The 24234-nt window shown below is 72.1% G+C and carries 20 protein-coding genes and 1 tRNA gene; 6 read left to right on the top strand and 15 right to left on the bottom strand.

What is annotated here, in order from left to right; genetic code table 11:
• Positions 1–34 precede the first annotated feature (34 nt).
• The 3 genes from JOE64_RS01270 to aztD are packed head-to-tail and all read left to right on the top strand — an operon-like array spanning position 35 to position 3512.
• On the top strand, positions 35–1300 hold the full coding sequence (locus JOE64_RS01270) for an ABC transporter (RefSeq protein WP_204962543.1): 1266 nt from the start codon (positions 35–37) through the stop codon (positions 1298–1300).
• Positions 1297–2223, top strand: a complete 927-nt coding sequence (gene aztC, locus JOE64_RS01275; RefSeq protein WP_204962544.1) for a zinc ABC transporter substrate-binding protein AztC — start codon at positions 1297–1299, stop codon at positions 2221–2223. The genes JOE64_RS01270 and aztC overlap by 4 nt, the downstream gene beginning before the upstream one ends.
• A 29-nt stretch (positions 2224–2252) precedes the next feature.
• A complete protein-coding gene (gene aztD / locus JOE64_RS01280; protein WP_239531662.1) occupies positions 2253–3512 on the top strand; it encodes a zinc metallochaperone AztD in 1260 nt (419 codons plus the stop codon).
• Positions 3513–3667: 155 nt separating this feature from the next.
• Here the strand turns inward: aztD and JOE64_RS01285 are convergent, their stop codons facing one another.
• The 3 genes from JOE64_RS01285 to JOE64_RS01295 all read right to left on the bottom strand — a co-directional run bounded on the left by JOE64_RS01285 (position 3668) and on the right by JOE64_RS01295 (position 5121).
• Entirely contained in the window at positions 3668–3916 is a 249-nt protein-coding gene (locus tag JOE64_RS01285; protein WP_239531663.1) for a hypothetical protein, read from the bottom strand.
• Between the two features lie 79 nt (positions 3917–3995).
• Entirely contained in the window at positions 3996–4943 is a 948-nt protein-coding gene (locus JOE64_RS01290; RefSeq protein ID WP_204962545.1) for an ADP-ribosylglycohydrolase family protein, read from the bottom strand.
• A gap of 104 nt (positions 4944–5047) precedes the next feature.
• A tRNA-Gly gene (locus JOE64_RS01295) sits at positions 5048–5121 on the bottom strand.
• Positions 5122–5332: 211 nt separating this feature from the next.
• Here JOE64_RS01295 and JOE64_RS01300 point away from each other — a divergent pair.
• Positions 5333–6187 carry a sulfurtransferase gene (locus tag JOE64_RS01300; protein ID WP_204962546.1) on the top strand — a complete coding sequence of 285 codons (855 nt, stop codon included), beginning with the start codon at positions 5333–5335 and terminating at the stop codon, positions 6185–6187.
• Positions 6188–6223: 36 nt separating this feature from the next.
• On the opposite strand, the gene JOE64_RS01305 is transcribed toward JOE64_RS01300, so the two are convergent.
• Entirely contained in the window at positions 6224–6943 is a 720-nt protein-coding gene (locus JOE64_RS01305; RefSeq protein WP_204962547.1) for a GNAT family N-acetyltransferase, read from the bottom strand.
• Positions 6944–7289: 346 nt separating this feature from the next.
• On the bottom strand, positions 7290–8990 hold the full coding sequence (locus JOE64_RS01310) for an AMP-binding protein (RefSeq protein ID WP_204962548.1): 1701 nt from the start codon (positions 8988–8990) through the stop codon (positions 7290–7292).
• Between the two features lie 122 nt (positions 8991–9112).
• Here JOE64_RS01310 and JOE64_RS01315 point away from each other — a divergent pair, with 122 nt between their 5' ends.
• Both JOE64_RS01315 and dcd read left to right on the top strand, forming a co-directional pair.
• Positions 9113–12541, top strand: a complete 3429-nt coding sequence (locus tag JOE64_RS01315) for a GH92 family glycosyl hydrolase (protein ID WP_204962549.1) — start codon at positions 9113–9115, stop codon at positions 12539–12541.
• Between the two features lie 98 nt (positions 12542–12639).
• Positions 12640–13245 (top strand): dCTP deaminase, encoded by a 606-nt coding sequence (dcd, locus tag JOE64_RS01320; protein WP_204962550.1) that lies wholly within the window; start codon positions 12640–12642, stop codon positions 13243–13245.
• Between the two features lie 84 nt (positions 13246–13329).
• Here the strand turns inward: dcd and JOE64_RS01325 are convergent, their stop codons facing one another.
• The 10 genes from JOE64_RS01325 to JOE64_RS01370 form a co-directional block, all read right to left on the bottom strand.
• Entirely contained in the window at positions 13330–14316 is a 987-nt protein-coding gene (locus JOE64_RS01325; protein WP_204962551.1) for an NAD(P)/FAD-dependent oxidoreductase, read from the bottom strand.
• Positions 14313–15740, bottom strand: a complete 1428-nt coding sequence (locus JOE64_RS01330; RefSeq protein ID WP_204962552.1) for an FAD-dependent oxidoreductase — start codon at positions 15738–15740, stop codon at positions 14313–14315. Before JOE64_RS01330 ends, JOE64_RS01325 begins: the two co-directional genes overlap by 4 nt.
• A complete protein-coding gene (gene cobA / locus JOE64_RS01335) occupies positions 15737–16519 on the bottom strand; it encodes a uroporphyrinogen-III C-methyltransferase (RefSeq protein ID WP_204962553.1) in 783 nt (260 codons plus the stop codon). The genes JOE64_RS01330 and cobA overlap by 4 nt, the downstream gene beginning before the upstream one ends.
• Positions 16516–17433, bottom strand: coding sequence for an ABC transporter permease (locus JOE64_RS01340; RefSeq protein WP_204962554.1), 918 nt, complete (start codon positions 17431–17433; stop codon positions 16516–16518). Before JOE64_RS01340 ends, cobA begins: the two co-directional genes overlap by 4 nt.
• A complete protein-coding gene (locus JOE64_RS01345) occupies positions 17423–18151 on the bottom strand; it encodes an ABC transporter ATP-binding protein (protein WP_372432896.1) in 729 nt (242 codons plus the stop codon). The genes JOE64_RS01340 and JOE64_RS01345 overlap by 11 nt, the downstream gene beginning before the upstream one ends.
• Before the next feature lie 137 nt (positions 18152–18288).
• Positions 18289–19368, bottom strand: a complete 1080-nt coding sequence (locus JOE64_RS01350) for an ABC transporter substrate-binding protein (RefSeq protein ID WP_204962555.1) — start codon at positions 19366–19368, stop codon at positions 18289–18291.
• Between the two features lie 73 nt (positions 19369–19441).
• On the bottom strand, positions 19442–20758 hold the full coding sequence (locus JOE64_RS01355) for a sulfate adenylyltransferase subunit 1 (protein ID WP_204962556.1): 1317 nt from the start codon (positions 20756–20758) through the stop codon (positions 19442–19444).
• A complete protein-coding gene (gene cysD / locus JOE64_RS01360; protein WP_239531664.1) occupies positions 20758–21678 on the bottom strand; it encodes a sulfate adenylyltransferase subunit CysD in 921 nt (306 codons plus the stop codon). The genes JOE64_RS01355 and cysD overlap by 1 nt, the downstream gene beginning before the upstream one ends.
• A complete protein-coding gene (locus JOE64_RS01365; RefSeq protein WP_204962558.1) occupies positions 21675–22418 on the bottom strand; it encodes a phosphoadenylyl-sulfate reductase in 744 nt (247 codons plus the stop codon). The genes cysD and JOE64_RS01365 overlap by 4 nt, the downstream gene beginning before the upstream one ends.
• The gene (locus JOE64_RS01370) at positions 22415–24190 is read right to left on the bottom strand and encodes a nitrite/sulfite reductase (RefSeq protein WP_204962559.1); all 1776 of its coding nucleotides are present in this window, start codon (positions 24188–24190) and stop codon (positions 22415–22417) included. Before JOE64_RS01370 ends, JOE64_RS01365 begins: the two co-directional genes overlap by 4 nt.
• Positions 24191–24234 lie beyond the last annotated feature (44 nt).

Below are 24234 nucleotides of genomic sequence, written 5' to 3' on the forward strand. Positions count from 1 at the left end.
CTGAGATCTCGTCCGACTCGACAGAAAGGCTCGCGTGCCCTCTCGACCCTCTGCCCCCTCGACCCTCTTCGCACTCGCTCTGGCGGCCCTCGTGCTGTCGGGATGCGCCGGCGGCGCGCCGAGCCACGATGAGGCGTCTGCCCCGACGGACGCCCACGGCGCGCGCGCCGACGCCGTCGAGGCGGCCGAGCCGCAGCTCGCGCTGACGATGGTCACCGCCTCGGGCGCCGTGACCCAGCTCGATCTTCTCGACGAGAGCGTCCGCACCGTGGGCACGGTCGGCGCGCCCGCCTCGACCCACACCGACGGGCGTTACCTCTTCGTCGGCACCGGCACGGGCGTCGACGTGGTCGACAGCGGCGTCTGGACCTGGGATCACGTCGACCACTTCCACTACTACCGGGCCGAGCCGCGCATCCTGGGCACGGTTCCCGGCACGGGCGCGGCGACGGTGGCGACCACGACCCAGTCCACATCCGGATCGACGGGGGTATTCTTCGCCGACTCGGGTGAGGCGGTGCTCGTCGACACCGAGGCGCTCTCGCGGGGCGAGGTCGTCGAACGCTTCCGACGGGCGGGAACACCTCATGCGGGGCTGGTGGTGCCCGTCGGCGCCTTCGCCCTTGTGTCCGAGCCTGCCGAGGCGTCCGACACGGCCGGCACCGACCGCGGCGAGGCCGACCGCGTCGTCGTCTACACCGAGGACGGTCGCGCGACCGGGCGCACAGAGCAGTGCCTGAAGGCACGGGGAACGATCACGACCCGGGTCGGCGCGGTGATCGGATGCGCCGACGGCGCGCTGCTGGCGACGGCCGACGACGCCGGGCCGACGATCCAACGCATTCCCTACCCCGCGGACGTCTCCGCCCCCGCGGCGACCGCCTTCGCCAACCGTGAGGGGCGGCCCGTCGTCGCGGCGCTGGCCGGAACGGATGCCGTGTGGCTGCTCGACACACGGGCGCGCGCGTGGACGCTCCTCCCCGCCCCGGCGCCGCTGGCCGCGGCCACCGCCGTCGACGACCAGAACGACCACGTCCTCGCGCTGGCCCGAGACGGGCGGCTGTTCGTGCTCGACGGCGCGAACGGCGGGGCCGTCCTCGCCGAGACCGAGCCCCTCCTCGCTGCGCCGCTCGGCGAGGCCGATCCGGCGCCGGTCCTCACCGTCGATCAGCACCGCGCGTACCTCGGGGGAGGGGGCCAGTCCCGCGTTCTCGAGATCGACTTCGCCGACGGTGCGCGCATCGCCCGCACGTTCGAGCAGGCGCAGCCGCTCGGCGGCTTCGCCGAGACGGGACTGTGACCGTGCAGGGCATCCGCCGCACCGCGCTCGCCGCCGCGGCCGCCATCGCCACGTTCGTCGGCCTCATCGGGTGCGCCGCGGGTCCCGCCGACCGCCCGCTCGTCGTGGTCTCGACCAACATCCTCGGCGACGTCGTCGGCCAGCTCGCGGGTGATCAGGTCGAGGTGCTGACCCTCATGAAACCCAACGCCGACCCGCACTCGTTCGAGATCTCGGCGCGCGAGGCCGCGCGGATGCGTGCGGCCGACCTGCTGGTCTCGAACGGACTGGGCCTCGAAGAGGGACTGCAGAAGCACCTCGACGCCGCCGCGGACGAAGGTGTCCGCACCTTCGTCGCCGGGGATGCCATCGACGTGCTCGACTACGCGGAGGGCGACGCGGCCGGCACGGCGGATCCGCACTTCTGGACCGATCCGGCGCGGATGCGCGCCGTGGTGGATGCCCTCGAACCGGCCCTCGCCGCCATCGACGGCATCGACGGTGCCCGCCTGCACGCGGCGACGGAGGGCTATCGAGGACGGCTCGCGAGCCTCGATGAGGAGATGACGACGGCGTTCGAGGCGATCCCGGCGGCGCAGCGTGCGCTCATCACCAACCACCACGTCTTCGGATACCTCGCCGACCGATTCGGATTCGCCGTCGTCGGCGCCGCGATCCCCGGCGGCACCACACTGGCCGCACCCTCCGCGTCGGACCTCGCCGAGCTCGTCTCGGCCATCGAGACGAGCGGCGTGCGCACGATCTTCGCAGAGTCATCGTCGCCCGACCGGCTCGTGCGCGCGCTCGCCGACGAAGCCGACCTGCACGTCGACGTCGTCGAGCTGTACACCGAGTCGCTCACCGACCGGGGCGGCGAGGCCCCCGACTACCTGACCATGATGCGCGTCAACACGGAGCGCATCGCCCGCGGGCTCTCGCCCTGAGCGTCCGCACGCCACCGAAAGAGGAGAACATGCACGAATCCCCCATCCGTACGCCCGCCGCGGGTGCCGCCGGCGCCCCGCCGAGGCGCATCGCCGCCGTCGCCGCGCTCGTCGTCGGCACCGCTCTCGCCGTCGCCGGCTGCGCGGCGCCCGCCGCGGATGCCCCGGCATCCGACACCGCCTCATCGCCCGCGAGCGCGGCGGCAGACGGCGAGGGGCGCATCGCCGTCTCGTACGCGGGAGGCATCCTCGTGCTCGATGCTGACACGCTCGAGACGCTCGCCGACGTCGACTCCGAGCAGTTCACCCGGCTGAACCCGGCGGGCGATGACCGCCATGTGCTGGTCACCACGAGTCGCGGGTTCCAGGTGCTCGACACCGGAGCGGGCGGCGCGGGCGAGGCCCGGCTCACCGACCTCGTCTTCGAGGCGCCGAAGGCGGGGCACGTCGTCCGACACGGCGGAAAGACGATCCTCTACTCCGACGGCACGAGCGACACCACCGTGTTCGAGACGGCGGCGCTCGCCTCCTCGCCGGGCAGCCTTCCGCCGGTGCAGGTCACCCCGGGCGTCGAGGCGCACCACGGCGTCTCGATCGTGCTCGAGGACGGCACGTTCCTCACCACCGTCGGCGGCGCCTCGGGTCGTACGGGCATCTCGGTCGCCGATGCCTCCGGCGCTCAGATCGCCCGCAACGACCAGTGCCCGGGCGTGCACGGCGAGGGCACGGCGCTCGGCGAGGCGGTCGTCTTCGGCTGCGAGAACGGCGCCCTGCTCTACCGTTCCGGCGAGATCGTGAAGCTCGACGCCCCCGACCAGCCCTACGGGCGCATGGGCAACGCGTACGTCAGCGAGACGAGCCCGATCGTCGTCGGCGACTACAAGAACGACCCCGATGCCGAGGGGTACCTGCTGAATGCGGTCACCCTGATCGACACGAAGGCCGCGACGCTGAAGGTCGTCGACCTGCCGAAGGATGTCGCCTACACGTTCCGCGACGTGGCGCGCGGCCCCGGCGACCTCGCCTACATCCTCGCCAGCGACGGCGCCGTGCACGTGCTCGACCCCGCGACCGGGCAGATCACGAAGCGACTCCCGGTGATCGCCCCGTGGCAGGGCCCGGCGCAATGGCAGGATGCGCACCCGGCGATCGTCGTGTCGGGGAGCACGGCCTACGTGACCGAGCCTGCGACGAAGAGCATCCACGCCGTGGACCTCACCACGGGCGCGGTGCGCGCGACCGGCACGCTGAAGGCGGCACCCAACGAGATCGCCCTCGCGATGGGCTGAGCGGGTCTCGGTTCGGGAGGTCGATTCCGGTACGGTTCGACCTCCCGAACCCCGAAAGCGTGCCGAGGGATGCCGCGCTGAGGCATCCGGGGGAGCGCGCGACGTGGCGCCGCGCGCTCCCCCGGCCGCGCGCTCCGCTGCCGCGGGTCGTCGGGTCAGTTCCCGACGTGCCCGCGGTGCTCGCCGCGGTGCTCGAACGAGCTGAGCGCGATGGGAAGGGCGACCGCGAGAGACACCAGAAGGATGCCTGCGACAAACACGAGTCCCTCGAGCCCGGGGACGGTGGCGGCGTACCCCATCAGGCCCATGCCGCCGAGGAACAACACCAGATACAGCACGAACACGATCCGCATCTCCCTGTTCTGCGGGCGCTCGCGCGAGTCGCGAGGCTGAAGCCCGCTCATACGCACGATGATTCGCGCATAGATACTTAGTGTACTAAGTAAAGCGCCGAGCGACAATCCCCACCGCGCGGCGTCAGGGTCAGCGGGTCGAGTGCCGGGCACGCTCCGCGAGGTCTGCGAGGCCGTCGCGGTCAAGGCCCGGGTGACCATGCAGGATCGCCACCTCATCGGTCGGCAGGTCGGCGACTCCCCACAGGGCGCCCGCGAGCCCGCCGGCGATGGCGGCGACGGTGTCGGAGTCTCCCGAGCGCACCGCGAGGTCGAGGCATGCGCGCGTGCTTGTCGCGTGACCGACAGCGCTCCACGCGGCACGAAGGGCGTCGACGCTGTAGCCCGAGTTCGCGAAGTCCCACGGCATGAGGCCGTCGGCGGCGTCGCGCTGCAGACGCTCCGTCCACACTGCTCGTCGCTCGGCACTCAACTGGGCGAGCCCGCGGTCGAGAGTAGGGCCCTCGCCCCGCCCGTCGCGTAGTACGGCCGTGATCGCCACGGTCCAGATCACGCAGGACTCCTCCGAGTCCTGGCCCGGGTGGGTGAGCGCCGAGACGGCGCGCGCGACCGCCGCGACCTCGTCGTCGGCGCGATCCTGCAGAGCGATCGCGACGGCGTGCGTGCGCATGAGAGAGCCGTTACCACTCGAGCCCGTGGTCTCGAACGCCCGCCGAGCGGCTGTGCGGGCGGCATCCGCCAGCACCGCGTCGTCGTCCGACGCGCCCACGCTTCGACGCACGTCGCCGATCACGCGGGCGGTCTGGTTGCCGATGTCTTTGGTGACGAGGGCCCACTCCATCCAGTGGCGGAAGGCGTGCCCCTGCGCGTCGTCGGATGCCAGGTCGAGCCCACGCGCCGCCGCCTCGAGCAGGGGAATGGCCATCGCGGTGTCGTCGGTCCACTCGCCGCGCTCCCACATCGCGTTCGCGTGCAGCTCGATGGGCTGGGGAGGCAGGACGATGGGGATGAACTCGTACGGTGCGCCGAGAGCGTCCCCGTAGGCGGATGCGAGGGCGACGTCCTGTCCCGTGGTCATGGTGTCCATCATCGCCCGTGGGGAACAGGGTGGCGGGGTCGTCGCGTCGGCGCGCTTCCTCGCGCCGAAACAAAAACCCCCGGTCTGACCGGGGGTTTCTCGTATGGAGGGGCTGACGGGAATCGAACCCGCGCTGTCTGCTTGGGAAGCAGAAGTTCTGCCATTGAACTACAGCCCCGTGGCGCGACGACGATTCGGCGCGACATCCTCAGCATACCGGGCGCGCTACGGGCAATGTCGCATCGCCGAACCTCACATCGACCCCACACCCCGGCGACCTCGCGCGACGTCCCGGCGTATGCGTCGTCGTGCGACGGTTTCTTTCGTCCTGTTGCACTCCGTGTCGTGTGACGTTTCATCACGTCGCCTCGGCGGGGGACGCTGAGTCAATGCCGCACCTCATCGATGTCGCCGAACTGCGCGCGCAGCTCGCCGGCGCGCGTCCGGTGCGACTTCTCGACGTGCGGTGGCGACTCGATCTGCCCGAGGGACGCCCGGCATATCTCGCGGCGCATCTGCCGAACGCCGTGTACGTCGACCTCGAGCGAGAGCTGGCGAGACCGGGGCATCCGGAACAGGGCCGCCTTCCGCTGCCGCAGCGCGACGACCTCGAGCGCGCGGCACGACGCTGGGGGCTCGACGACGGCGACGTCGTTGTGGCCTACGACGACAACGCCTCGGTCGCCGCCGCGCGGGCGTGGTGGCTGCTGCGCCCGCGCGGCGTCGACATCCGGGTGCTCGACGGAGGCATCCGCGCGTGGATCGCGCAGGGCCTGCCCGTCGGCCGGGGCGACCACGTGGCGGTGCCGGGAACCGTGCGGCTCGGCGACGTCGGCCCCCGTGTCGCAGAGATCGAGGATGCCGCGAGAGCCCCGTACCAAGGGACGCTGATCGACGTGCGCGCCCCCGAGCACTACCGTGGCAGCGCCGGCGGGGCCGACCCGGTGTCGGGGCACATCCCCGGCGCGATCAACCTGCCGACCGCGACGCACATCGCCGAGGACGGACGATTCCGCGATGCCGAACGGGTGCGGGCGGCGCTGCACGAACGCGGCATCGCTCCGGGGGACGACGTCGTGATCTACTGCGGCGCGGGGGTCGCCTCGGCGCACTCGGCGCTCGCGCTCGCGACCGCCGGCGTCACCGCCTCGGTCTACGCCGGGTCATGGAGCCAGTGGTCGCGCGACCCCGAGCGGCCGGTGGCGGTCGGCCCCACCCCGGAAGGCGTGTTCCAGGGCTGGTGACCGCCCCCTGCGGCCACGGTGCCACGGCGCGGCGCGTCAGAGCGGCGCCTGCACCGAGCTGAACCGCGTGCGCCGACGCAGGTGGAATCCGAGCCGCTCGTACGTGGCGATCGCCCCCGTGTTCGATGCCGCGGCATGCAGCAGCGCCCGATCGCCCCGCTCCTGGATGTGGAAGGCGACGTCGAGCACGAGCCTGGACGCGAGTCCCTGACGGCGGTGACCCTCGTCGACCGCGACGGCGCTGATCTCGGTCCATCCCTGGGGGTGCAGCCGCTCACCGGCCATGGCGACGAGACGCCCGCCGCGACGGATGCCGATGTAGCGCCCCAACTCGATCGTGCGGGGTCGGAACGGGCCTGGTTGATTCCGCTCCACGAGCGCCAGCATCTCGGGCACGTCGCCCTCGTCGAGGACGACCGCATCGGCATCGGGACGCGTCTGCAGAGCCGGCGTCTCGACGAGCTGCACACCCTCGGCGCCGCCGAGCACCGTCCAGCCGGCGGGCGCCTCGCCCTCGAAGCCCGAGGCGCCGAAGCTCTCGCCCGGCTCGAGGATCTCGCGAAGGGCATCCCACACCGCGGGCTCGTCCCACGAGCGCACGGCGACGAACGGCGACACGTCCTCGGGATAGCGGCGTGCGAGATCGCCGCCGATCGCGAACGCCGCGTGCGGACCCGTCAGCGACGACCAGGGAGCGTTGTCGAGCACGCTCTCGTGCGCGTGCGGCGGGCGGGCGACGGGCTCGGCGGAGGTCATTCGTCCACTGTCGGCGTTCGCGACGACGAACGCAAAGCGCACGGGCCGCACTGACATCACATCTGGCGCACGAAGTCCGCAGGATGTGACGAAGTCCGCACTGATTGCGGGGGTTTGGTGCGGAGTTCGTGACGATCTGCGGAGTTCGCGGGCCGACCGACCGCAGGAGCCACGCCGGCGGCCCATCGGAGCAGGTCTCCCCGGGCGATTGAGCGGCCCGGCGTCCAGGCGCTTCTCGGGGGGAGCCAGGTAGAGGACGCAATCGCGAGAGCAGTGAGCCGTCCCGAGGGATGCCGCGCCGACGGATGCCGCGAGGCCCGGCCCCGCTCGGCGCGGCCGCCCGCGCTCAGCCCTTGAGCCCCCGGAAGTCGCTCTCGCGGAACTCGGTCTCGATGCGTTCGCCGGCGCGCGCGATCTCGCGATCGCGCAGCTCGACGCGGCGGATCTTGCCCGAGATCGTCTTCGGCAGCTCGGCGAACTCGACGCGCCGCACCCGCATGTAGGGCGGCATGTGCTCGCGCGCGTGCGCCAGGATCGCTCGGGCCGTCTCGGCATCCGGCGTCGCTGTCGCACTCAGCTGCACGTACGCCTTCACGACGTTGAGGCGCACGGGGTCGGGCGCTCCGACGACCCCCGCCTCGGCGACGGCGGGGTGGGTGAGCAGGATCGACTCGACCTCGAAGGGCGACACCTTGAAGTCGCTCGCCTTGAACACGTCGTCGGTGCGCCCGACGAACGTGAGGAACCCGTCAGCGTCGCGCACGGCGACATCGCTCGTGTGGAAGAGTCCGTCGTGCTCGACCTTCGCCGTGCGCTCGGGCTCGCCCAGGTAGCCGGGGGTCAGGTTCAGCGGGCGGACGGGCACGGTGGGCAGGCAGATCTCGCCCTCGTCGGCCTCTTCGCCGGTGACCGGATCGATCAGCACGATGTCGTTGCCCGGCAGCGGCCGGCCCATCGACCCGGGCTTCAGCGGGGTGCCGGGGGTGTTGCCGATGACCGCGGTCAGCTCGGTCTGCCCGTAGCCGTCGCGGATCTGGATGCCCCACCACCGCTCGATCGTCGCGATGACCTCGGGGTTCAGGGGCTCACCGGCCGAGAGCAGCTCGCGCAGGGCGTGCGGGCGCTTCTCGAGCGAGGCCTGGATGAGCATCCGCCACACGGTCGGGGGCGCGCAGAAGGTGTTCACGCCGACCCGGTCGAGCTGGGTGGCGAGCGCCACCGGATCGAACCGCGTGTAGTTGTAGACGAAGACCGTCGCCCCCGCGATCCACGGTGAGAAGAAGAGGCTCCACGCGTGCTTACCCCACCCGGGAGCGCTGATGGTCATGTGCACGTCGCCGGGGCGCACGCCGATCCAGTACATCGTCGAGAGGTGCCCGACCGGATAGGTCAGGTGGGTGTGCTCGACCATCTTGGGCCGTGAGGTGGTGCCGGACGTGAAGTAGATGATCGCGGCATCCGTCGAGGCCACCTCGACGCCCGGTGCGTCGTCCGAGGCGAGGTCGGCGTCGTCGAAGGTCTGCCACCCGTCGCGACTGCCGCCGGCGACGATCCGCACGAGGCTCGGGTCCAGGTCGTCGAACTTCGCGGCATCCTGCGCATCGGCGATGACGGCTCGGATCTCGGCCCGCTCGATGCGCTCCGCGAGGTCGTCGGGACCCAGCACGATCGAGGTGGGCAGCATCACCGCTCCGATCTTCATGATCGCGAGCATCGCCTCCCACAGCTCCATGCGGTTGTCGAGCATCAGCATGACGCGGTCGCCCCGGCCGACGCCGTGGGCGCGCAGCCAGTTCGCGACGCGGTTCGACTGCCGGCGCAGGTCGTCGAAGGTGACGGATGCCTCGCTGCCGTCCTCCTCGGCGATCCGCAGCGCCACCGTGTCGTTGTCCTCGGCGATGCCGTCGAACCAGTCCACGGCCCAGTTGAAGTGGTCGCCGACATCGGGCCATTCGAAGGCGGTGCGGGCCGCGTCGAGGTCGTGGGCGTTCTCGAGCAGCAGGTCGCGAGCGGCGCGGTAGGCGGCGCCGGCAGGAGTGAGGGGCATGGCGGTTCTCGATCTGCGCCGCGGGGCCGCCGCGCGTTCTCGCCAGTCTACGAGCGCGCGGGCTCCGCGCCCCGGGGACGGGCCGTGCCTACGATGAGACGCGCGACGCGAAGGGGGAGCGGATGGGGTGGCGGATTCTCGGCCGACGTCACGGCGGCCCCGACCGGCGGCACGCGCCGGCGGCGCGGCCCGGGGTCGGCTTCACCTCGCTCGCGGCGACGCCCTATGGTTTCGCCCGACCGGGCGCGCGCGATCTCTCGACCGCGTTTCCGGCGCTCGTGGGTGCGCCGATCCCGACGGGGGCGGAGCTGCGGTACGCGATCCTGCCCGAGTGGGGTGACGACGGTCGCGGCCCGTTCCGGCGCCTCGGTGACGAACTGCAGGCCTGGTGGGCCCGACGGGCGGGGCGAGGTGAGATCGAGCCGATCGACGCGGCGCGGTGGGCGGACCGGTTCGCCGCCGACGCGGTGGTCGTCGACCTCGTGTTCACGGACGGCTCACGGCTCAGCGGTCTCGCCGTCGTCGACCAGTACGGAATCCGGCTCGACGCGACGGCGCAGCACGACGGGGCGATGGCGCACCCCGATCAGTGGCACCTCGTGCGGGTGGGGCTGGATGCCGCGGCGGGCCGCACCGTCGCACGCGTCGAGCTCGTCTTCACCGACCCCCGGACGCGGCGACGGGGAGAGGTGCGGGGCTGGGTCGATGCCGTTGCGCTCGCGGGCGTGCCACCGCTCCCCGGGCGGCCGGTCGAGTGGGCGCGCACACGGCAGGGCACGCATTCCAGTGATCGGCTCTCGCGCGGCGGAAGCGCCCCGAGCGTCGGCGTGCCGAACGGGTTCGTCAGCGGCATCCCCGTCACGAACGCGCGCGAGATCGGCTGGCCGTATGCCTGGCATGCCGACAACGGCGACGACAACCGGCCTGCGCTGCAGGCGTTCGCGACCTCGCACCTGCCGAGCCCGTGGATGGGCGAGCGCGGCGCGTTCCAGATCATGCCGGTGATCGTCTCGCCCGGCGGGGCGGTCGACGGCTCGCCGCGCGGCCGGGCCCGCTCGTTCGACCACGACGCCGAGACGGCGCACCCGCACCTCTACCGGGTCGCTCTCGTCGGCGGCATCGAGGCAGACCTCACCGCCACCGACCACGTCGTGCTGCTGCGCGTGCGCTTTCCCGAGGGGGCGACCGAGGGAACTCTCGTGTTCGACCAGATCCGGGGCGACGGCGAACTGCGCCTGCCGTCGCCGGACGGCTCTGGGGCGTTGGGTGCGTCGGGGGTGTCGGGGCCGGATGCCGCGGTCACCGCGCTCACGCGTGACGAACGCAGCGTCGGCGTCGACCGCGCCGCCTCCCCGCCGTACCACCTGCACGCGGTGTTCGATCGCCCGGTGATCGCGACGGGCATGCTGCCCCAGCTAGGCGCCGGCGACGTGCGCGGGTGGGTGCGCGTCGCCCTCGGCGCCGACCGCACCGTCGTCGTCCGCGCCGCGACGAGCGCGATCGGGGCGGATCAAGCGGCCCGCAGCATCGCGCTCGACGGCGCCGACGCCCCCTTCGACACGGTCGTCGAGCGCGCCGCGGATGCCTGGGACGACTGGATCTCGCGGGTCGAGATCGACGGGGCGACGCCCGAGCAGCGTGCCGTGATGGCGACCTGTCTTTTCCGTGTCGGGCTGTTCCCCCGCCGCGGCCACGAGAACCTCGGCACGGTCGAGGCGCCCGCACCCCACTACGCGAGCCCATTCGAGCCCGCCGAGCCCGCGGCGCCCGCCGCACGCGTCGTCGCGGGCGAGCTCAGCGTCGACCAGGGCTTCTGGGACGTCTACCGCACGGCCTGGCCGCTGTACGCCCTGCTCGATCCGGCACGCTCCGCGCGGCTGCTCGACGGGTTCGTCGAGCACTACCGCGCGAGCGGGTGGACGAGCCGGTGGAGCGCACCCGGGCCGATCGACTCGATGACCGGCACCTCGAGCGACGTCGTCTTCGCCCATGCGGTGGCCGCGGGCATCCCGACGCGCACCGAACCCGCCGACGGCCAGGGCGACCACCGCCTCGACCTGTGGTCGGCATACGATTCGGCGCTCCGGAATGCGACCGCGCCCTCGGACGAGACGAGAGTCGGGCGCAAGGGGCTCTCGCGCGCGATCTTCCGCGGGTTCGTGGACACCAGCGTGCACGAGGGGCTCTCCTGGACGCTCGACGGGGCCATCGGCGACCTCGCTGTGGCACATCTCGCGCGCGAGCTGTCGACTCGTGTGGGCGACGACCATCCGCGGGCGGGCGAGCTCCGGGCATCCATCGCCTACTTCACGGCGCGGGCGGGGGCGTACGCCGCCTCGTTCGACGAGCGGGTCGGCTTCTTCCAGGGGCGCCGGCCCGATGGGCGCTTCCGGCACGACCCGGATCGCTACGACCCCCGTGTGTGGGGCGGCGACTACACCGAGACCGACGGGTGGGGGACGGCGTTCTCGGCGCCGCACGACGGTGCCGGCCTCGCAACGCTGCACGGCGGCCCCGCGGCGCTCGCCGACCGGCTCGAACAGCTGATCGCGACGCCCGAGACCGCGTCGTGGCTGCTGAAGGGCAGCTACCCCGTCGTCATCCACGAGATGGTCGAGGCGCGGAACCTCCGGTTCGGCCAGTGGGCGCCGTCGAACCAGCCCGCGCACCATATTCCGTTCATGGCATCCTTCGCGGGACGACCCGACCTCATGCAGCGTCTCGTGCACGAGGCGGCGACGCGGCTGTTCGGCGGCGGCGAGATCGGCCAGGGCTGGCCGGGCGATGAGGACAACGGCGAGATGAGCGCGTGGTGGATCTTCGCCGCCCTGGGGCTGTACCCTCTCGTCCCCGGCACGGCGGGATACGTGCTCACCGCCCCGATCGTCCCGCACGCGCGAGTGCGGCTGACCGAGGGGCGCGCGCTCACGATCGAGGCCCCGGATGCCGGGCGCGACCGCCCCTACATCGCTTCCGTCACGATCGACGGGCGGCCGTGGACCTCGACGTTCGTGCCGCACGAGGTCGTCGCCGCCGGGGCGACGATCCGGTTCGACCTGTCGGCCGAGCCGCAGGCGTGGGGCACGGATGCCGCCGCGCAGCCGCCCTCGCTGACGCCGCCGGGCGAGCGACCGACGGTGCTGCACGACCTCGCGGACGAGGCGCGCGTCACGGCGGTGATCGGCGGACGCACGATGGATGCCGGGGCCGTGATCGACGACGACTCCGAGACCCCGGGCCTGCGCCTCGCGCCGGGCGATGCCATCGAGTTCGCTTTCGATCACGACGTGGTGCCCGAGCTGATCACCGTGACCCCGCGCGCGGCGGGAACCGTCGCGTTCCGGATCGAGCGGGTCGCAGGCCGCGATGGTGCCCCCGAGTCCGCGCGCTGGGTCGAGCCGTTCCGATGGGATCGCCAGATGCGGCCGTTCCTCTGGGACGATGCCGCTGGGCACTCGCCCGCGGCAGCGAGGATCTGGCGCTGGGTCGCCGAGTCCGACGTCGACATCGTGCAGCTCGAGCTGCTCCGCCGCGCCCCGTGGCGTGCGTGACCGCGGCGCGTCGCCGGGGCGCGGCCGCGGCGCTGCGCCGCGGTGTTCGTCGCGTGCATGCACGGATGCGGATCACCCGTGCGCACTAGGCTGACGACGTGCTGCTGAGCGACCGCGACATCCGCCTCGAAATCGACAACGGACGCGTCGGGCTCGACCCGTGGGACCCGCAGATGGTGCAGCCCTCCAGCGTGGATGTGCGCCTCGATCGGTACTTCCGGCTGTTCGACAACCACAAGTACCCGTTCATCGACCCCGCCGTCGACCAGCCCGAACTGACCCGGCTCATCGAGGTGAAAGCCGACGAGCCGTTCATTCTGCATCCCGGTGAGTTCGTCCTCGGCTCCACGTACGAGCAGGTCACGCTGCCCGATGACATCGCCGCGCGCCTCGAAGGAAAATCCTCGCTCGGGCGCCTCGGCCTGCTGACGCACTCGACCGCCGGGTTCATCGACCCTGGATTCTCGGGGCACGTCACCCTCGAGCTCTCCAACGTGGCCACCCTGCCGATCAAGCTGTGGCCGGGCATGAAGATCGGCCAGCTGTGCTTCTTCCGGCTGTCGTCGGCGGCCGAGAACCCCTACGGCACCGGGCCGTACCTCAACCGGTACTTCGGGCAGCGCGGTCCCACGGCATCCCGCTCGTTCCAGAACTTCCACCGCACCGACGTCGGTGCGTCCGACGCGGGGTCCCGCGGCGCCTGAGCATCCCCGCCTGAGCATTCCCGCCCGAACCGCCGGGATCGGCAGACCGCTGGGCCGGATACCGGCTGCCGCGGCGGCGTCGGATCAGTGCGAGGTCGTGACCCCGACGAGGTCGTGCACGAGAACGGCGGCGACGCGCGCGCCCTGGCCCGCGGCGACGATGAGCTGCTGCGGCCCCGATGCGGCGTCGCCGGCCGAGTACAGGCCCGGCACGGACGTGCGGCCCGCGCGGTCCGTCGCGAGATGGCCGGCGGCGTTCCGCTCGACGGCGACGCCGCGCAGCAGGTCGAGCGCCGGCTCCCACTCGGGGCGCACGAACCCGCCGTCGATCGGCACGGCGTCCCCGCCCTCGAGAGCGACCTCCGCGACCGCTCCGCGCTCGCCGCGCAGCGCCGTGATGCGGCGCCGGTCGACGGCGATCCCGAGAGCGGCGAGTTCCGCCTCGTCGGCGGCGTCGACCGCGGTCGAGCCGTGCGTGAAGACGGTGAGCCGGTCGGTCCAGCGTGCGATGAGCCGGGCGCGATCGGCCAGGTCGTCGCTCTCGCCGATCAGCGCGAGGGGTCGGCCCTGCAGCTCCCACGCGTCGCAGGCGGCGCAGCTGAACAGCGACATCCCGTAGAAAGAGCGCAGATCGGCGATGTCGGGCAGGGTCTCTCGCAGCCCGGTCGCGACGACCACGCTCCGCGCGTGCACGACCGGCAGTTGCACCGCACCGCGGCCGGTGAGCGCGACCTCGAAGCGGATGCCTCCGTCGCCGTCCGCGGGGACGATGGACTCCGCCAGGGTGCGCTCGAGGATGCGGACGTTCGGATAGGCGGCGAGTTCGGCGTGCGCGAGCTTGCGCAGTTCGATCGGTGGGATGCCGTCGCGAGTGAGGAATCCGTGCGAGCGCAGGGTCGCCGCGTTCCGCGGGCGACCGGCGTCGATCACGACGACCGTCGCGCGCGCCCGCGCGAGGTTGAGTGCGGCCGACAGGCCGGCCGGGCCGCCGCCGATGACGACGGCGTCGACGGATGCCTCCGTCGGAGGCGCCTCGTCCGCCGGCGTCCGACCGCCGTCGGATGCGGTCACGACCCGACCAGAGCGCCGCTCCGCGAGACCGCGACCTGCTCGTCGCGCGGCACGACCTTGACGCGCTCGCGCGCGTGGGCGTGCGCCTCGCCGAGAGCGCGCTCATGGGCATCCAGCACCCGCCAGCCCTCCCACGTCGTGTACTCCACGCCGCGCGCGTCGAGCTCGACGAGAACGTCGCCCGAGACCGTCGGCACCGAGAGGGCGCCCGCGTGGGCGTCGGCGACGAGGTGCGTCACCGTCTCCAGAGCATCCGACTTCGTGTGGCCGATGAGGCCGACGGGGCCGCGCTTGATCCAGCCCGTCGCATACAGTCCGGCGATCGGCTCCGCGGTCTCGTCGACGACGCGGCCCTCGACGTTGGTGATGACGCCGCGCCGCTCATCGAAGGGCGCCCCCGGCACGGGCGTGCCGTAGTAGCCGACCGCGCGGTACACCGCCTGCACCGGGATGTCACGGATCTCGCCCGTGCCGCGGACGACGCCGTCCTCGGCCGGTGCGGTCCGTTCGAAGCGCAGTCCCTCGACCGCATCGTCGCCGAGGACGGCGACCGGGGCGTGGAAGAAGTGCAGGTGCAGTCGTCGAGCGCGTTCGCCGTGCGTGCGCTCGGCCTCAGGTTCGCGCGTGCGCCACGTGTCGAAGATGCGGCGGATGACCTTCAGCTGGTTGCCGGCCGGCGCGCCCTTGACGACCGGCGCCTGAGCGGCCGCGACGATCGCGGCATCCAGTGCGGCGAAGTCCTCGTCGGCGAGCACGATGTCGACCCCCGGCACCTCGCCCAGCTCGCGCAGCTCGATGGGCGTGAACTTCACGTCCAGCGGCCCGCGGCGGCCGAACACGTGCACGTCGGTGACGGCGGATGCCTCGAGACCTGCGAGCACGTTGTCCGCGACCTCCGTCGAGCGCAGGTCCTCGGCGTGCTTCGCGAGGATGCGGGCGACATCGAGCGCGACGTTGCCGTTGCCGATGACGGCGACCTCGCGTGCCTCGAGCGGCCACGTGCGGGGCACGTCGGGATGCCCGTCGAACCACGCGACGAAATCGGCGGCGCCGTACGAGCGGGGCAGATCGATGCCCGGGATGTCGAGGTCGGCGTCGCGGATCGCCCCGGTCGCGAGGATCACGGCGTCGTAGCGTGCGCGCAGCTCGTCCAGCGAGATGTCGCGCCCGACCTCGACGTTGCCGATGAAGCGGATCGACCCCGTATCGAGCATCTCGTGCAGCGAGTTCACGATGCCCTTGATGCGCGGGTGGTCGGGGGCGACGCCGTAGCGGATGAGACCGTAGGGCGCGGGGAGCGACTCGAACAGGTCGATCGCGACCGTGCCGCCGAGCTCCGACACGGCGTTCGAGAGGATGTTGCCCGCGTAGATGCCGGCGGGTCCCGACCCGACGACGGCGACACGGAGGGAGAGAGTGGTCACGAGGATGCCTTTCCGAGGACGGGTTCCTTGACGGCGACGCTGGCGGCGAGCTCGGCCGGCGCGAAGGGGCTGAGGGCCACGACGTCGCCGACCACGACGACGGCGGGTGAGCGGACGCCGCGGGAGGCGGCCTGATGCGCGATGGTCGCGAGGGTGCCGACCGTGACGCGCTGGCGCTCGCCGAAGCCGTCCTCGACGATCGCGACGGGGCAGTCCGCCCCGCGCTCTCCGCGCGAGAGGGTCAGCGCGGCGTGCGCGAGGGTGCCGACACCCATGAGGAGCACCACGGTGTGGTCGCGCGCGCCGCCGAGTGCGGAGATCTGGTCGTGCGCCGTGACGACGGTGAACGCCGTCGCGATGCCGCGATGGGTCAGCGGGATGCCCGCGAGCGCCGGAACCGAGACGGCGCTGGTGACCCCCGACACGACCGTGACCTCGACGCCGTGCGCACGGCAGTGCGCGAGCTCTTCGAGGCCGCGTCCGAACACATAGGGGTCGCCGCCCTTCAGGCGCACGACCGCCTTCCCGGACTGGGCGAGCTGCACCAGCAGGGCGTTGATCGCATCCTGCGGCACGGCATGGTGGCCGGGCGACTTACCGACATCGACGATCTCGGCCGTGAGCGCGTATCCCTCGGCGGCGAGGCCGTCGAGCACGGCGCGCGCACCGAGCCGGTCCGCGACGATGACGTCGGCCTGCTGCAGCGCGCGCAGGCCCCGAAGGGTCAGCAAGCCCGCGTCGCCGGGGCCCGCCCCGACGAGCATCACGCGCCCGCTCATGCGCCGGACCCCACGAGCAGGCCGCGGTTGCGGAGCATCCGTCGCTCGAGCGGCGCGAAGACGGCCAACTCGACGAGGATGCCGATCGCGAGGATCACGAGGATCGTCGCCAGGACCCCGGCGAGGTCGGCGAGCTGCCGGCTCTGATCGAGCATCTGACCGAGACCGAACCCGATCGTGCCGCCCGTCGTGATGATCTCGGCGGCCATGAGCGAGCGCCACGAGAACGCCCATCCCTGCTTCAACCCCGCCACGTAGCCGGGGAGCGCAGCGGGGAGCACGATCAGCAGCGGCTGCGTCACGCGATTCGTCCCGAGCACGGTGCCGACGCGCCGCAGCTGCGGCGGCACCTGCGCGACGCCCGCGATCAGCCCGTTGACGATCGAGGGGATCGCTCCCATGAGGATCACGAAGTAGACGGTGGCGTCGGTGAGGCCGAACCACAGGATCGCCGCGGGCACCCAGGCGACGGAGGGCAGCACCTGCAGACCCGAGATGATCGGGCCGATGGCACGCCGCAGAGGGCGGACCTCGGCGAGGAGGAGTCCGATCGGCGTTCCGACGACGATCGCGATGACGAAGCCGATGAGGCCCCGTTCGAGGCTCGTGACGACGGCGAGCTGCACGCGCCCGAGGTCCCAGGCGTCGCCGAGCGCGGTGGCGACGTCGAGCGGCGAGGGCACGATGTCGGGTCGCGGGTGGGCGATCACGACGTAGAGCTGCCACACCACGAGCAGGACGAGCACGAACAGCACGGGCGGGAGTGCCCCCGCCGTGACGCGCCGCCACCGGCTCGGTGTGTGCTCCGCGTCGGTCTGGAGTCGGTCCAGTCCGGCCGCGAGAGTGCGGAGCTCTTCGTCCGAGGCGGATGCCGCGGCATCCCCCCGCGCGGCGGTCGTCGTCTCAGGCGGCATTGCGGCGGATCTCCTTGCGCAGACGGTCGGTGATCTCCGCCGACAGCTTCGACACCTCGGGCGACTCGATGCGCCGAGCGGTCGTTCCGGGAACGCGCCACTCGTCGGCGATGCGCCCGGGACGGCTCGAGAGCAGGATGACGCGCTGGCCGAGCCGCACCGCCTCGCGCACGTTGTGGGTCACGAACACGATCGTGCGGCCCGTCGCGCGCCACACCCGCTCGAGCTCTTCGTGCAGCAGGTCGCGCGTGATGGCGTCGAGCGCGGCGAACGGCTCGTCCATCAGCAGCACGGGTCGGTCCTGCGCGAGAGCGCGAGCGAGGGCGACGCGCTGGCGCATGCCGCCGGAGAGCTCGTGCGGGCGCTTGTCGGCGGCGTCGGCGAGGTTGACGATGTCCAGCAGCTCCCGGGCGCGCTCGCGGCGCTGCGCGCGCGCGACGCCGCGCAGCTGCAGGGCGAGCTCGACGTTGCGCGACGCGGTCAGCCACGGCATGAGAGCCGACTCCTGGAACATGACCGCCGTGCCTTCGGCGGGCGTCTCGATCGACCCGGTGGATGCCGCGTCGAGCCCGGCGATGAGGTTCAACAGCGTCGACTTGCCGCAGCCGGAGGCCCCGATGAGGCACACGAACTCGCCCGGTGCGATGTCGAGACTCACCCCGTCGAGGACGAGAGGACCGGCGCCGAAGCGCTTGCCCACGCCGTGCAGACGGACCAGCGGCGGCACGACCGGCTCGGCGGGTGCGGGCGGTGCGGCGAGGTCGAAGCTCGGGCCGAGGAGCGACGGTGCGGGCGCTGTCGACGCGGGAGGCGCGGCAGACGTCGGCGGCGTCGTGGGGCGGGGATGAGCCACGGTCACTCCTTGCCGAGGCCGCCGGCCGAGACGGCCGGGGCACCCTTCTCCGTGAGCAGCCCGTTCAGCAGGCGCAGGTCGAACAGGCCCTCGATCGAGCCCTTCTTCTGCGTGCCGGCGTCGCGTCCGTGGTCGACGAGCGTCTGGAACGTCTCGGCGTGGGGATCGGCCGAGAACGTCACGTGTGCGAGCGCGCGGGCGAGCACCGCCTCGCTCAGACCCTTGCCGGTGTCGGCGGTGAGCTTCGCGTTGATCTCGGCGGGAGCGGTGTCGGCGTGATCGGCGATCCACGAGATGGCGTCCAGGTTGCCCTGCACGAGCGCCGACACGGTCTGCGGGTGCGCGTCGAGGTAGTCCTTGCGCACAAGCAGCACGGTGGTCGGGAAGGCGCCGTTCGGCCACAGATCGGCCTCGTCGACGAGCACTCTCGCGCCCGCGTCGACGACCAGTCGAGAGACCCACGGCTCGGGAAGCCACGCGCCGTCGATCTGCCCCTGCTGGAACAGCGTCAGCGTCTGCGCGTTCTCGGTCGGCGTGACGTGGACGTCTCCGCCGCCGGTCGTGTCGGTCGTGAATCCCTGATCCTTCAGCCAGCTGCGCAGGGCGACGTCCTGCGTGTTCCCGAGCTGCGGCGTCGCGATCGTCGCACCCTTCAGGGCAGCCGGGCTGTCGATCCCCTCCCGGACGACGAGCGCCGCGCCGCCGGTCGTCGCACCAGCGACGATGCGCGCCGAGGCCCCGCCCGACTGGATGAACGTGTTGATCGAGGGGTTGGGACCGATGAAGGTCGCGTCGATCGCGCCCGCGGAGAGCGCCTCGATCGCGGCCGGTCCGGCGTTGAAGGTCTGTGTCGTGAGCGTCGTGTCGCCCAGCACCTTCTGGAAGATGCCCTCCTGCAGCCCGATCAGCGCAGGGGCGTGGGTCACGTTCGCGAAGTAGCCCAGGCGCAGCTCGGTCGCCGGCGTGCCCCCGGTGGGGTCGCCGTCCGTGTCGGCGGATGCCGCGGAGGAGCAGCCGGCGAAGGCCAGCATGCTCGCCACGGCCAGTGCGGTGAGGGTGAGGATACGGGTGGGCTTCTTCATCGGTTCGCCTCCTTCGGGATGCGGGTGAGTGCGCGGGCGCGCGGGTCGTAGGGGTAGTGCGGCCAGGGCGGAGTCAGGCCTGGATGGTGCCGGCCGCGAGGGTCGCGCCGTCATGCGGGTGGATGACGAGGAACGATCCGGTCTCGCGATTCGTCGCGTACGGCTCGACGGCGAGATCGGCCGACAGACGCAGCGTGGCGCGACCGATCTCGTTCACCGCGATCTCGGTCGCCGGCTCGTGGGCGAGCGTGTCGAGGTCGCGCCGCGAGGCGATCTCGGCGACGAGGGCCTGCACGGTGCTCGTGCCGTGCTTGACGAGCACGCGGGCGCCGGGCATCAGGGCGCGCGGGTCGAGCTGGAAGAGCTCGGCGTCGATCGTGCGCGTGGCATCCGGCAGCGTTCCGGCCCCGGCGATGACGGCGCCGCGCGCGGCATCGACCTCGTCGGCCAGCTGCACCGATACCGACTGGGGCGCGACCGCCTCGTCGACGGGGGCGCCGGCGACGTCGATCGCGGTGACGGTCGTCTCGACTCCCGCCGGAAAGACGGTCACGCGGTCGCCGACCCGCACCGCGCCCGATGAGATCCGTCCCGCGAACGAGCGGTGGTCGCGGTAGCGCTCAGCGGCGTCGGGGTCGGCGGCGAGTTCGGGCGCGAGGCCGCCCTGCGGCCGGAGCACGAGCTGTACCGGCAGGCGGAAGTCGTCGGAGGGCGTCTCGAGCTCATCCCGTGCGGGAAGAGCTTCGAGAAGTTCGAGCAGGGCCGGCCCGTCGTACCACGGCGTGCGTGTCGAGCGTTCGACGATGTTGTCGCCCTCGAGCGCCGACACCGGAAGCACGTGCACGTCGGCGATGCCCAGCTCGCCCGCGACGGCGTGCACCTGCTCCGCGACCGGGGTGAAGCGGTCCTCGGCGAAGTCGAGCAGGTCGATCTTGTTCACCGCGACGACGACGTGCGGCACGCGCAGCAGGGCGACCACGGCGAGATGGCGCCGGGTCTGCTCGAGCACGCCCTTGCGGGCGTCGATCAGCACAACGACGGCGTCCGCCGTGGTGGCGCCGGTGACCATGTTGCGTGTGTACTGCACGTGGCCCGGGCAGTCGGCGAGCACGAACGAGCGGGCGCCGGTGGAGAAGTACCGGTAGGCGACGTCGATCGTGATGCCCTGCTCGCGCTCGGCGCGCAGACCGTCGGTCAGCAGGGCGAAGTCGAACGCGCCGTGCGCGAAGCCGCGCTCGGCGGAGGTGCGCTGCACCTGGGCGAGCTGGTCGGCGAGGATCGCCTTCGAGTCGTGCAGCAGCCGTCCGACGAGGGTCGACTTACCGTCATCGACCGAGCCCGCCGTGGCGAAGCGGAACAGCGTCGGCGTCTGCGTGCTGGTCGCGGTCATCAGAAGTACCCGTCCTTCTTGCGATCTTCCATGGCGGCCTCTGACAGCCGGTCGTCAGCCCGGGTCGCGCCGCGCTCGGTGAGCGTCGTGGCGGCGACCTCGTCGACGATGGATGCCACGTCGGCGGCATCCGATTCGACGGCGCCGGTGCAGCTCATGTCGCCGACCGTCCGGTAGCGCACCGTACGGAGGACGATCTCTTCACCGGGGCGCGCGGGCGAGAACTCGCCGATCGCGCGCCACATGCCGTCGCGGGCATACACGTCGCGCTCGTGTGCGAAGTACAGCGGCGGCAGGGCGATGCCTTCGCGCTCGATATAGCGCCAGATGTCGAGCTCGGTCCAGTTCGAGATCGGGAAGGCGCGCACGTGCTGGCCCGGCGTGTGCCGCCCGTTGTACAGCGACCACAGCTCGGGGCGCTGGTTGCGCGGGTCCCACTGGCCGAACTCGTCGCGGAGCGAAATGATCCGCTCCTTCGCCCGCGCCTTGTCCTCGTCTCGGCGCGCGCCGCCGAAGACGGCGTCGTGGCGGCCGGCGGCGATGGCATCCAGCAGCGGCTGCGTCTGCAGCGGATTGCGCGTGCCGTCGGCGCGCTCGTGCAGGCGACCGTCGTCGATGTAGTCCTGCACGCGGGCGACCTCGAGCGTGAGCCCGAGCCGAGCCACGGTCTCGTCGCGGAAGGCGAGCACCTCGGGGAAGTTGTGTCCGGTGTCCACGTGCAGCACGGGGAAGGGCACCTTGCCGGGGAAGAACGCCTTCGTCGCGAGGTGCAGCACGACGACCGAATCCTTGCCGCCCGAGAACAGCAGCACGGGGCGCTCGAACTCGGCCACCACCTCGCGGATGATGTGGATCGCCTCGGCCTCGAGGAGGTCGAGCGTGCTCAGACGCGCCGGCGCGGGCGCGAGATCGATCGTCATTCGTGCAGCCCGCATTCCGTCTTGGCGGTGCCGGCCCAGCGGCCGGACCGGGGGTCGTCGCCGGGCGCCACGGGGCGGGTGCACGGCTGGCATCCGATCGACGGATAACCGAAATCGAGAAGGAGGTTGACCGGCGCCTTGTGGGCGGCGGCGTAGCCCATGAGTTCGTCGAAGCTCCACGCGGCGACAGGGTTGACCTTCACCAGGCCGTTCTTGCCATCCCATGTGATGAGCGGGGTGTGCGTGCGGGTGGGGGCCTCGTCGCGGCGGACGCCGGTGAACCACACCTCGTAGCCGCCGAGCGCGCCCTGCAGCGGCTCGACCTTGCGCCGGGCGCAGCACAGCGACGGGTCCCGCTCGTAGAGATGCTCACCGAACGCGGCATCCTGCTCGGCGACGGTCTGCTCGGGCAGCACGTCGACGACCCGCACGTCGAGCACCCGCTGCACCTCGTCGCGCGTGATGCGCGTCTCGGAGAAGTGGTAGCCCGTGTCGAGAAAGAGGACATCGACTCCCGGAAGCTGCTCGGCGACGAGATGGGGGAGGGAGGCATCCGCCATCGAGCAGGCGACCGCGGCCGCCTCGGGGGCGAAGTTCTCAGCGACCCAGCGTACGACCTCCGCAGCGGACGCCTCGCGGTCGGTCAGGCTGCCGAGCGCGGCGTTGCCCACCTCGGCGAGGGCCTGCAGCTCCTCCGCGGTGCGGCGGGTCTGCGTGCGAGGCGCGAGCGAGACGCTCATACGAGGGCCTCTTCGTCGACGCGGTGCGCCCACTGGGCGAACGTCTCGTCGGATGCCTCGTCGCGGCTTTCGAGGAAGCGCGTGACGACCCGCTCGACATAGTCCGCGATGCCGTCCGCGGCGACCTTGAGCCCCCGGACGGTGCGGCCGAGGCCGGCCTCGTCGCGGTCCGTCGAGGCGAGTCCGCCGCCCAGGTGCACTTGGTAGCCGGGAACCTGTTCGCCGTCGATCGTGACGAGCTGGCCCTTCAGCCCGATATCGGCGGTCTGAATGCGCGCGCACGAGTTCGGGCAGCCGTTCACGTGCAGCGAAATCCGGTGCGGCAGCTCGAACTGCGCGAGGCGCTCCTCGAGGTCGAGGACGGCCCGCGTCGCGTGCCCCTTCGTCTCGACGATCGCGAGCTTGCAGAACTCGATGCCGGTGCACGCGATCGTGCCGCGGCGGATGAGGCTCGGCCGGGCCGACAGGCCGAGCTCGTCGAGCCCGGCGACGAGGGAGGGCACGCGGTCTTCGGGAATGTCGAGGATCACGAGCTTCTGATGCGGTGTCGTGCGCAACCGCGTCGAGCCGTGCGCCTCGATCAGGTCGGCGAGCGTCGCGAGGGTGGGACCGGAGACCCGGCCGACGATCGGGGTGACGCCGACGTAGAACCGGCCGTCCTTCTGGCGGTGGATGCCGACGTGGTCGCCGGCGCTCGCCGGCTTCGGAGCGGCGGGGCCGTCGGGGAGGGCGTACCCGAGGTACTCGTCCTGCAGTACCTGGCGGAACTTCTCGGGGCCCCACTCGGCGAGCAGGAACTTCAGGCGCGCCTTGTTGCGCAGGCGCCGGTAGCCGTAGTCGCGGAAGATCTGCGCGACCCCGTGCCACACCTCGGGCACCTCGTCCGCGGTGACGAACACGCCCAGGCGCTCGCCGAGGCGCGGGGCGGTGGAGAGGCCGCCGCCGACCCACAGGTCGTAGCCGATGCCGAGCTCGGGGTGTTCGAGCGCGACGAAGGCGACGTCGTTGATCTCGTGCACGACGTCCTGGCTGGGGTGGCCGGTGATCGCCGACTTGAATTTGCGGGGCAGGTTCGACAGCGTCGGGTCGCCGATGAAGCGTGACTGGATCGCCTCGATCTGCGGGGTGGGGTCGATGAGCTCGGATGCGGAGATTCCCGCGACGGGCGAGCCGAGAATGACGCGCGGCACGTCGCCGCACGCTTCGGTCGTGCCGAGGCCCACGGCCTCGAGGCGGCGCCAGATCTCGGGCATCGACTCGACCTCGATCCAGTGCAGCTGGATGTTCTGCCGGTCGGTGAGGTCAGCGGTGTTCCGGCCGAAGTCCTGCGAGATCCCCGCGATGACCCGGAGCTGCTCGGTGGTCAGTTGCCCGCCGTCGATGCGGATGCGCAGCATGAAGTAGGCGTCCTCGAGTTCATGCGGCTCGAGCGAGGCCGTGCGCCCGCCGTCGATGCCGGGCTTGCGCTGCGTGTACAGGCCCCAGACGCGGACGCGCCCGTGCAGATCGGTGGGGTCGATCGAGGAGAAACCGCCCTGCGCGTAGATGTTCTCGATGCGCTCCCGGACGGCGAGGCCGTCGTCGACCTGCTTCCACTCCTCATTGGCGTTGAGCGGCGCCCTGCCGTCGATCTTCCACTGGCCGTGCGGCTTCGACGCGGGACGGGCCGGGCGAGAGGCGGAAGCCGTCGCCGGGGCGCCCGTGGTCTGCGCGCGTCGCGCATCCACGCGCGGCAGCTGCGCGCCGCGTGCATCGGTGTCGCTCGTGGTCATTCCGCTCCTCGGACATCAGGCGCGGCGAGCTCGCCGCGACCGCA

It is taken from the genome of Microbacterium dextranolyticum (genome assembly GCF_016907295.1).
GTDB lineage: Bacteria > Actinomycetota > Actinomycetes > Actinomycetales > Microbacteriaceae > Microbacterium > Microbacterium dextranolyticum.

Bases quoted from the DNA above. Each gene is read 5' to 3' on its own strand.
- aztD (WP_239531662.1), top strand. From the start codon at position 2,253: ATGCACGAATCCCCCATCCGTACGCCCGCCGCGGGTGCCGCCGGCGCC.
- JOE64_RS01285 (WP_239531663.1), bottom strand. From the start codon at position 3,916: ATGAGCGGGCTTCAGCCTCGCGACTCGCGCGAGCGCCCGCAGAACAGG.
- JOE64_RS01290 (WP_204962545.1), bottom strand. From the start codon at position 4,943: ATGACCACGGGACAGGACGTCGCCCTCGCATCCGCCTACGGGGACGCT.
- JOE64_RS01300 (WP_204962546.1), top strand. From the start codon at position 5,333: ATGCCGCACCTCATCGATGTCGCCGAACTGCGCGCGCAGCTCGCCGGC.
- JOE64_RS01305 (WP_204962547.1), bottom strand. From the start codon at position 6,943: ATGACCTCCGCCGAGCCCGTCGCCCGCCCGCCGCACGCGCACGAGAGC.
- JOE64_RS01310 (WP_204962548.1), bottom strand. From the start codon at position 8,990: ATGCCCCTCACTCCTGCCGGCGCCGCCTACCGCGCCGCTCGCGACCTG.
- JOE64_RS01315 (WP_204962549.1), top strand. From the start codon at position 9,113: ATGGGGTGGCGGATTCTCGGCCGACGTCACGGCGGCCCCGACCGGCGG.
- cobA (WP_204962553.1), bottom strand. From the start codon at position 16,519: ATGAGCGGGCGCGTGATGCTCGTCGGGGCGGGCCCCGGCGACGCGGGC.
- JOE64_RS01340 (WP_204962554.1), bottom strand. From the start codon at position 17,433: ATGCCGCCTGAGACGACGACCGCCGCGCGGGGGGATGCCGCGGCATCC.
- JOE64_RS01350 (WP_204962555.1), bottom strand. From the start codon at position 19,368: ATGAAGAAGCCCACCCGTATCCTCACCCTCACCGCACTGGCCGTGGCG.
- JOE64_RS01355 (WP_204962556.1), bottom strand. From the start codon at position 20,758: ATGACCGCGACCAGCACGCAGACGCCGACGCTGTTCCGCTTCGCCACG.
- cysD (WP_239531664.1), bottom strand. From the start codon at position 21,678: ATGACGATCGATCTCGCGCCCGCGCCGGCGCGTCTGAGCACGCTCGAC.
- JOE64_RS01365 (WP_204962558.1), bottom strand. From the start codon at position 22,418: ATGAGCGTCTCGCTCGCGCCTCGCACGCAGACCCGCCGCACCGCGGAG.
- JOE64_RS01370 (WP_204962559.1), bottom strand. From the start codon at position 24,190: ATGACCACGAGCGACACCGATGCACGCGGCGCGCAGCTGCCGCGCGTG.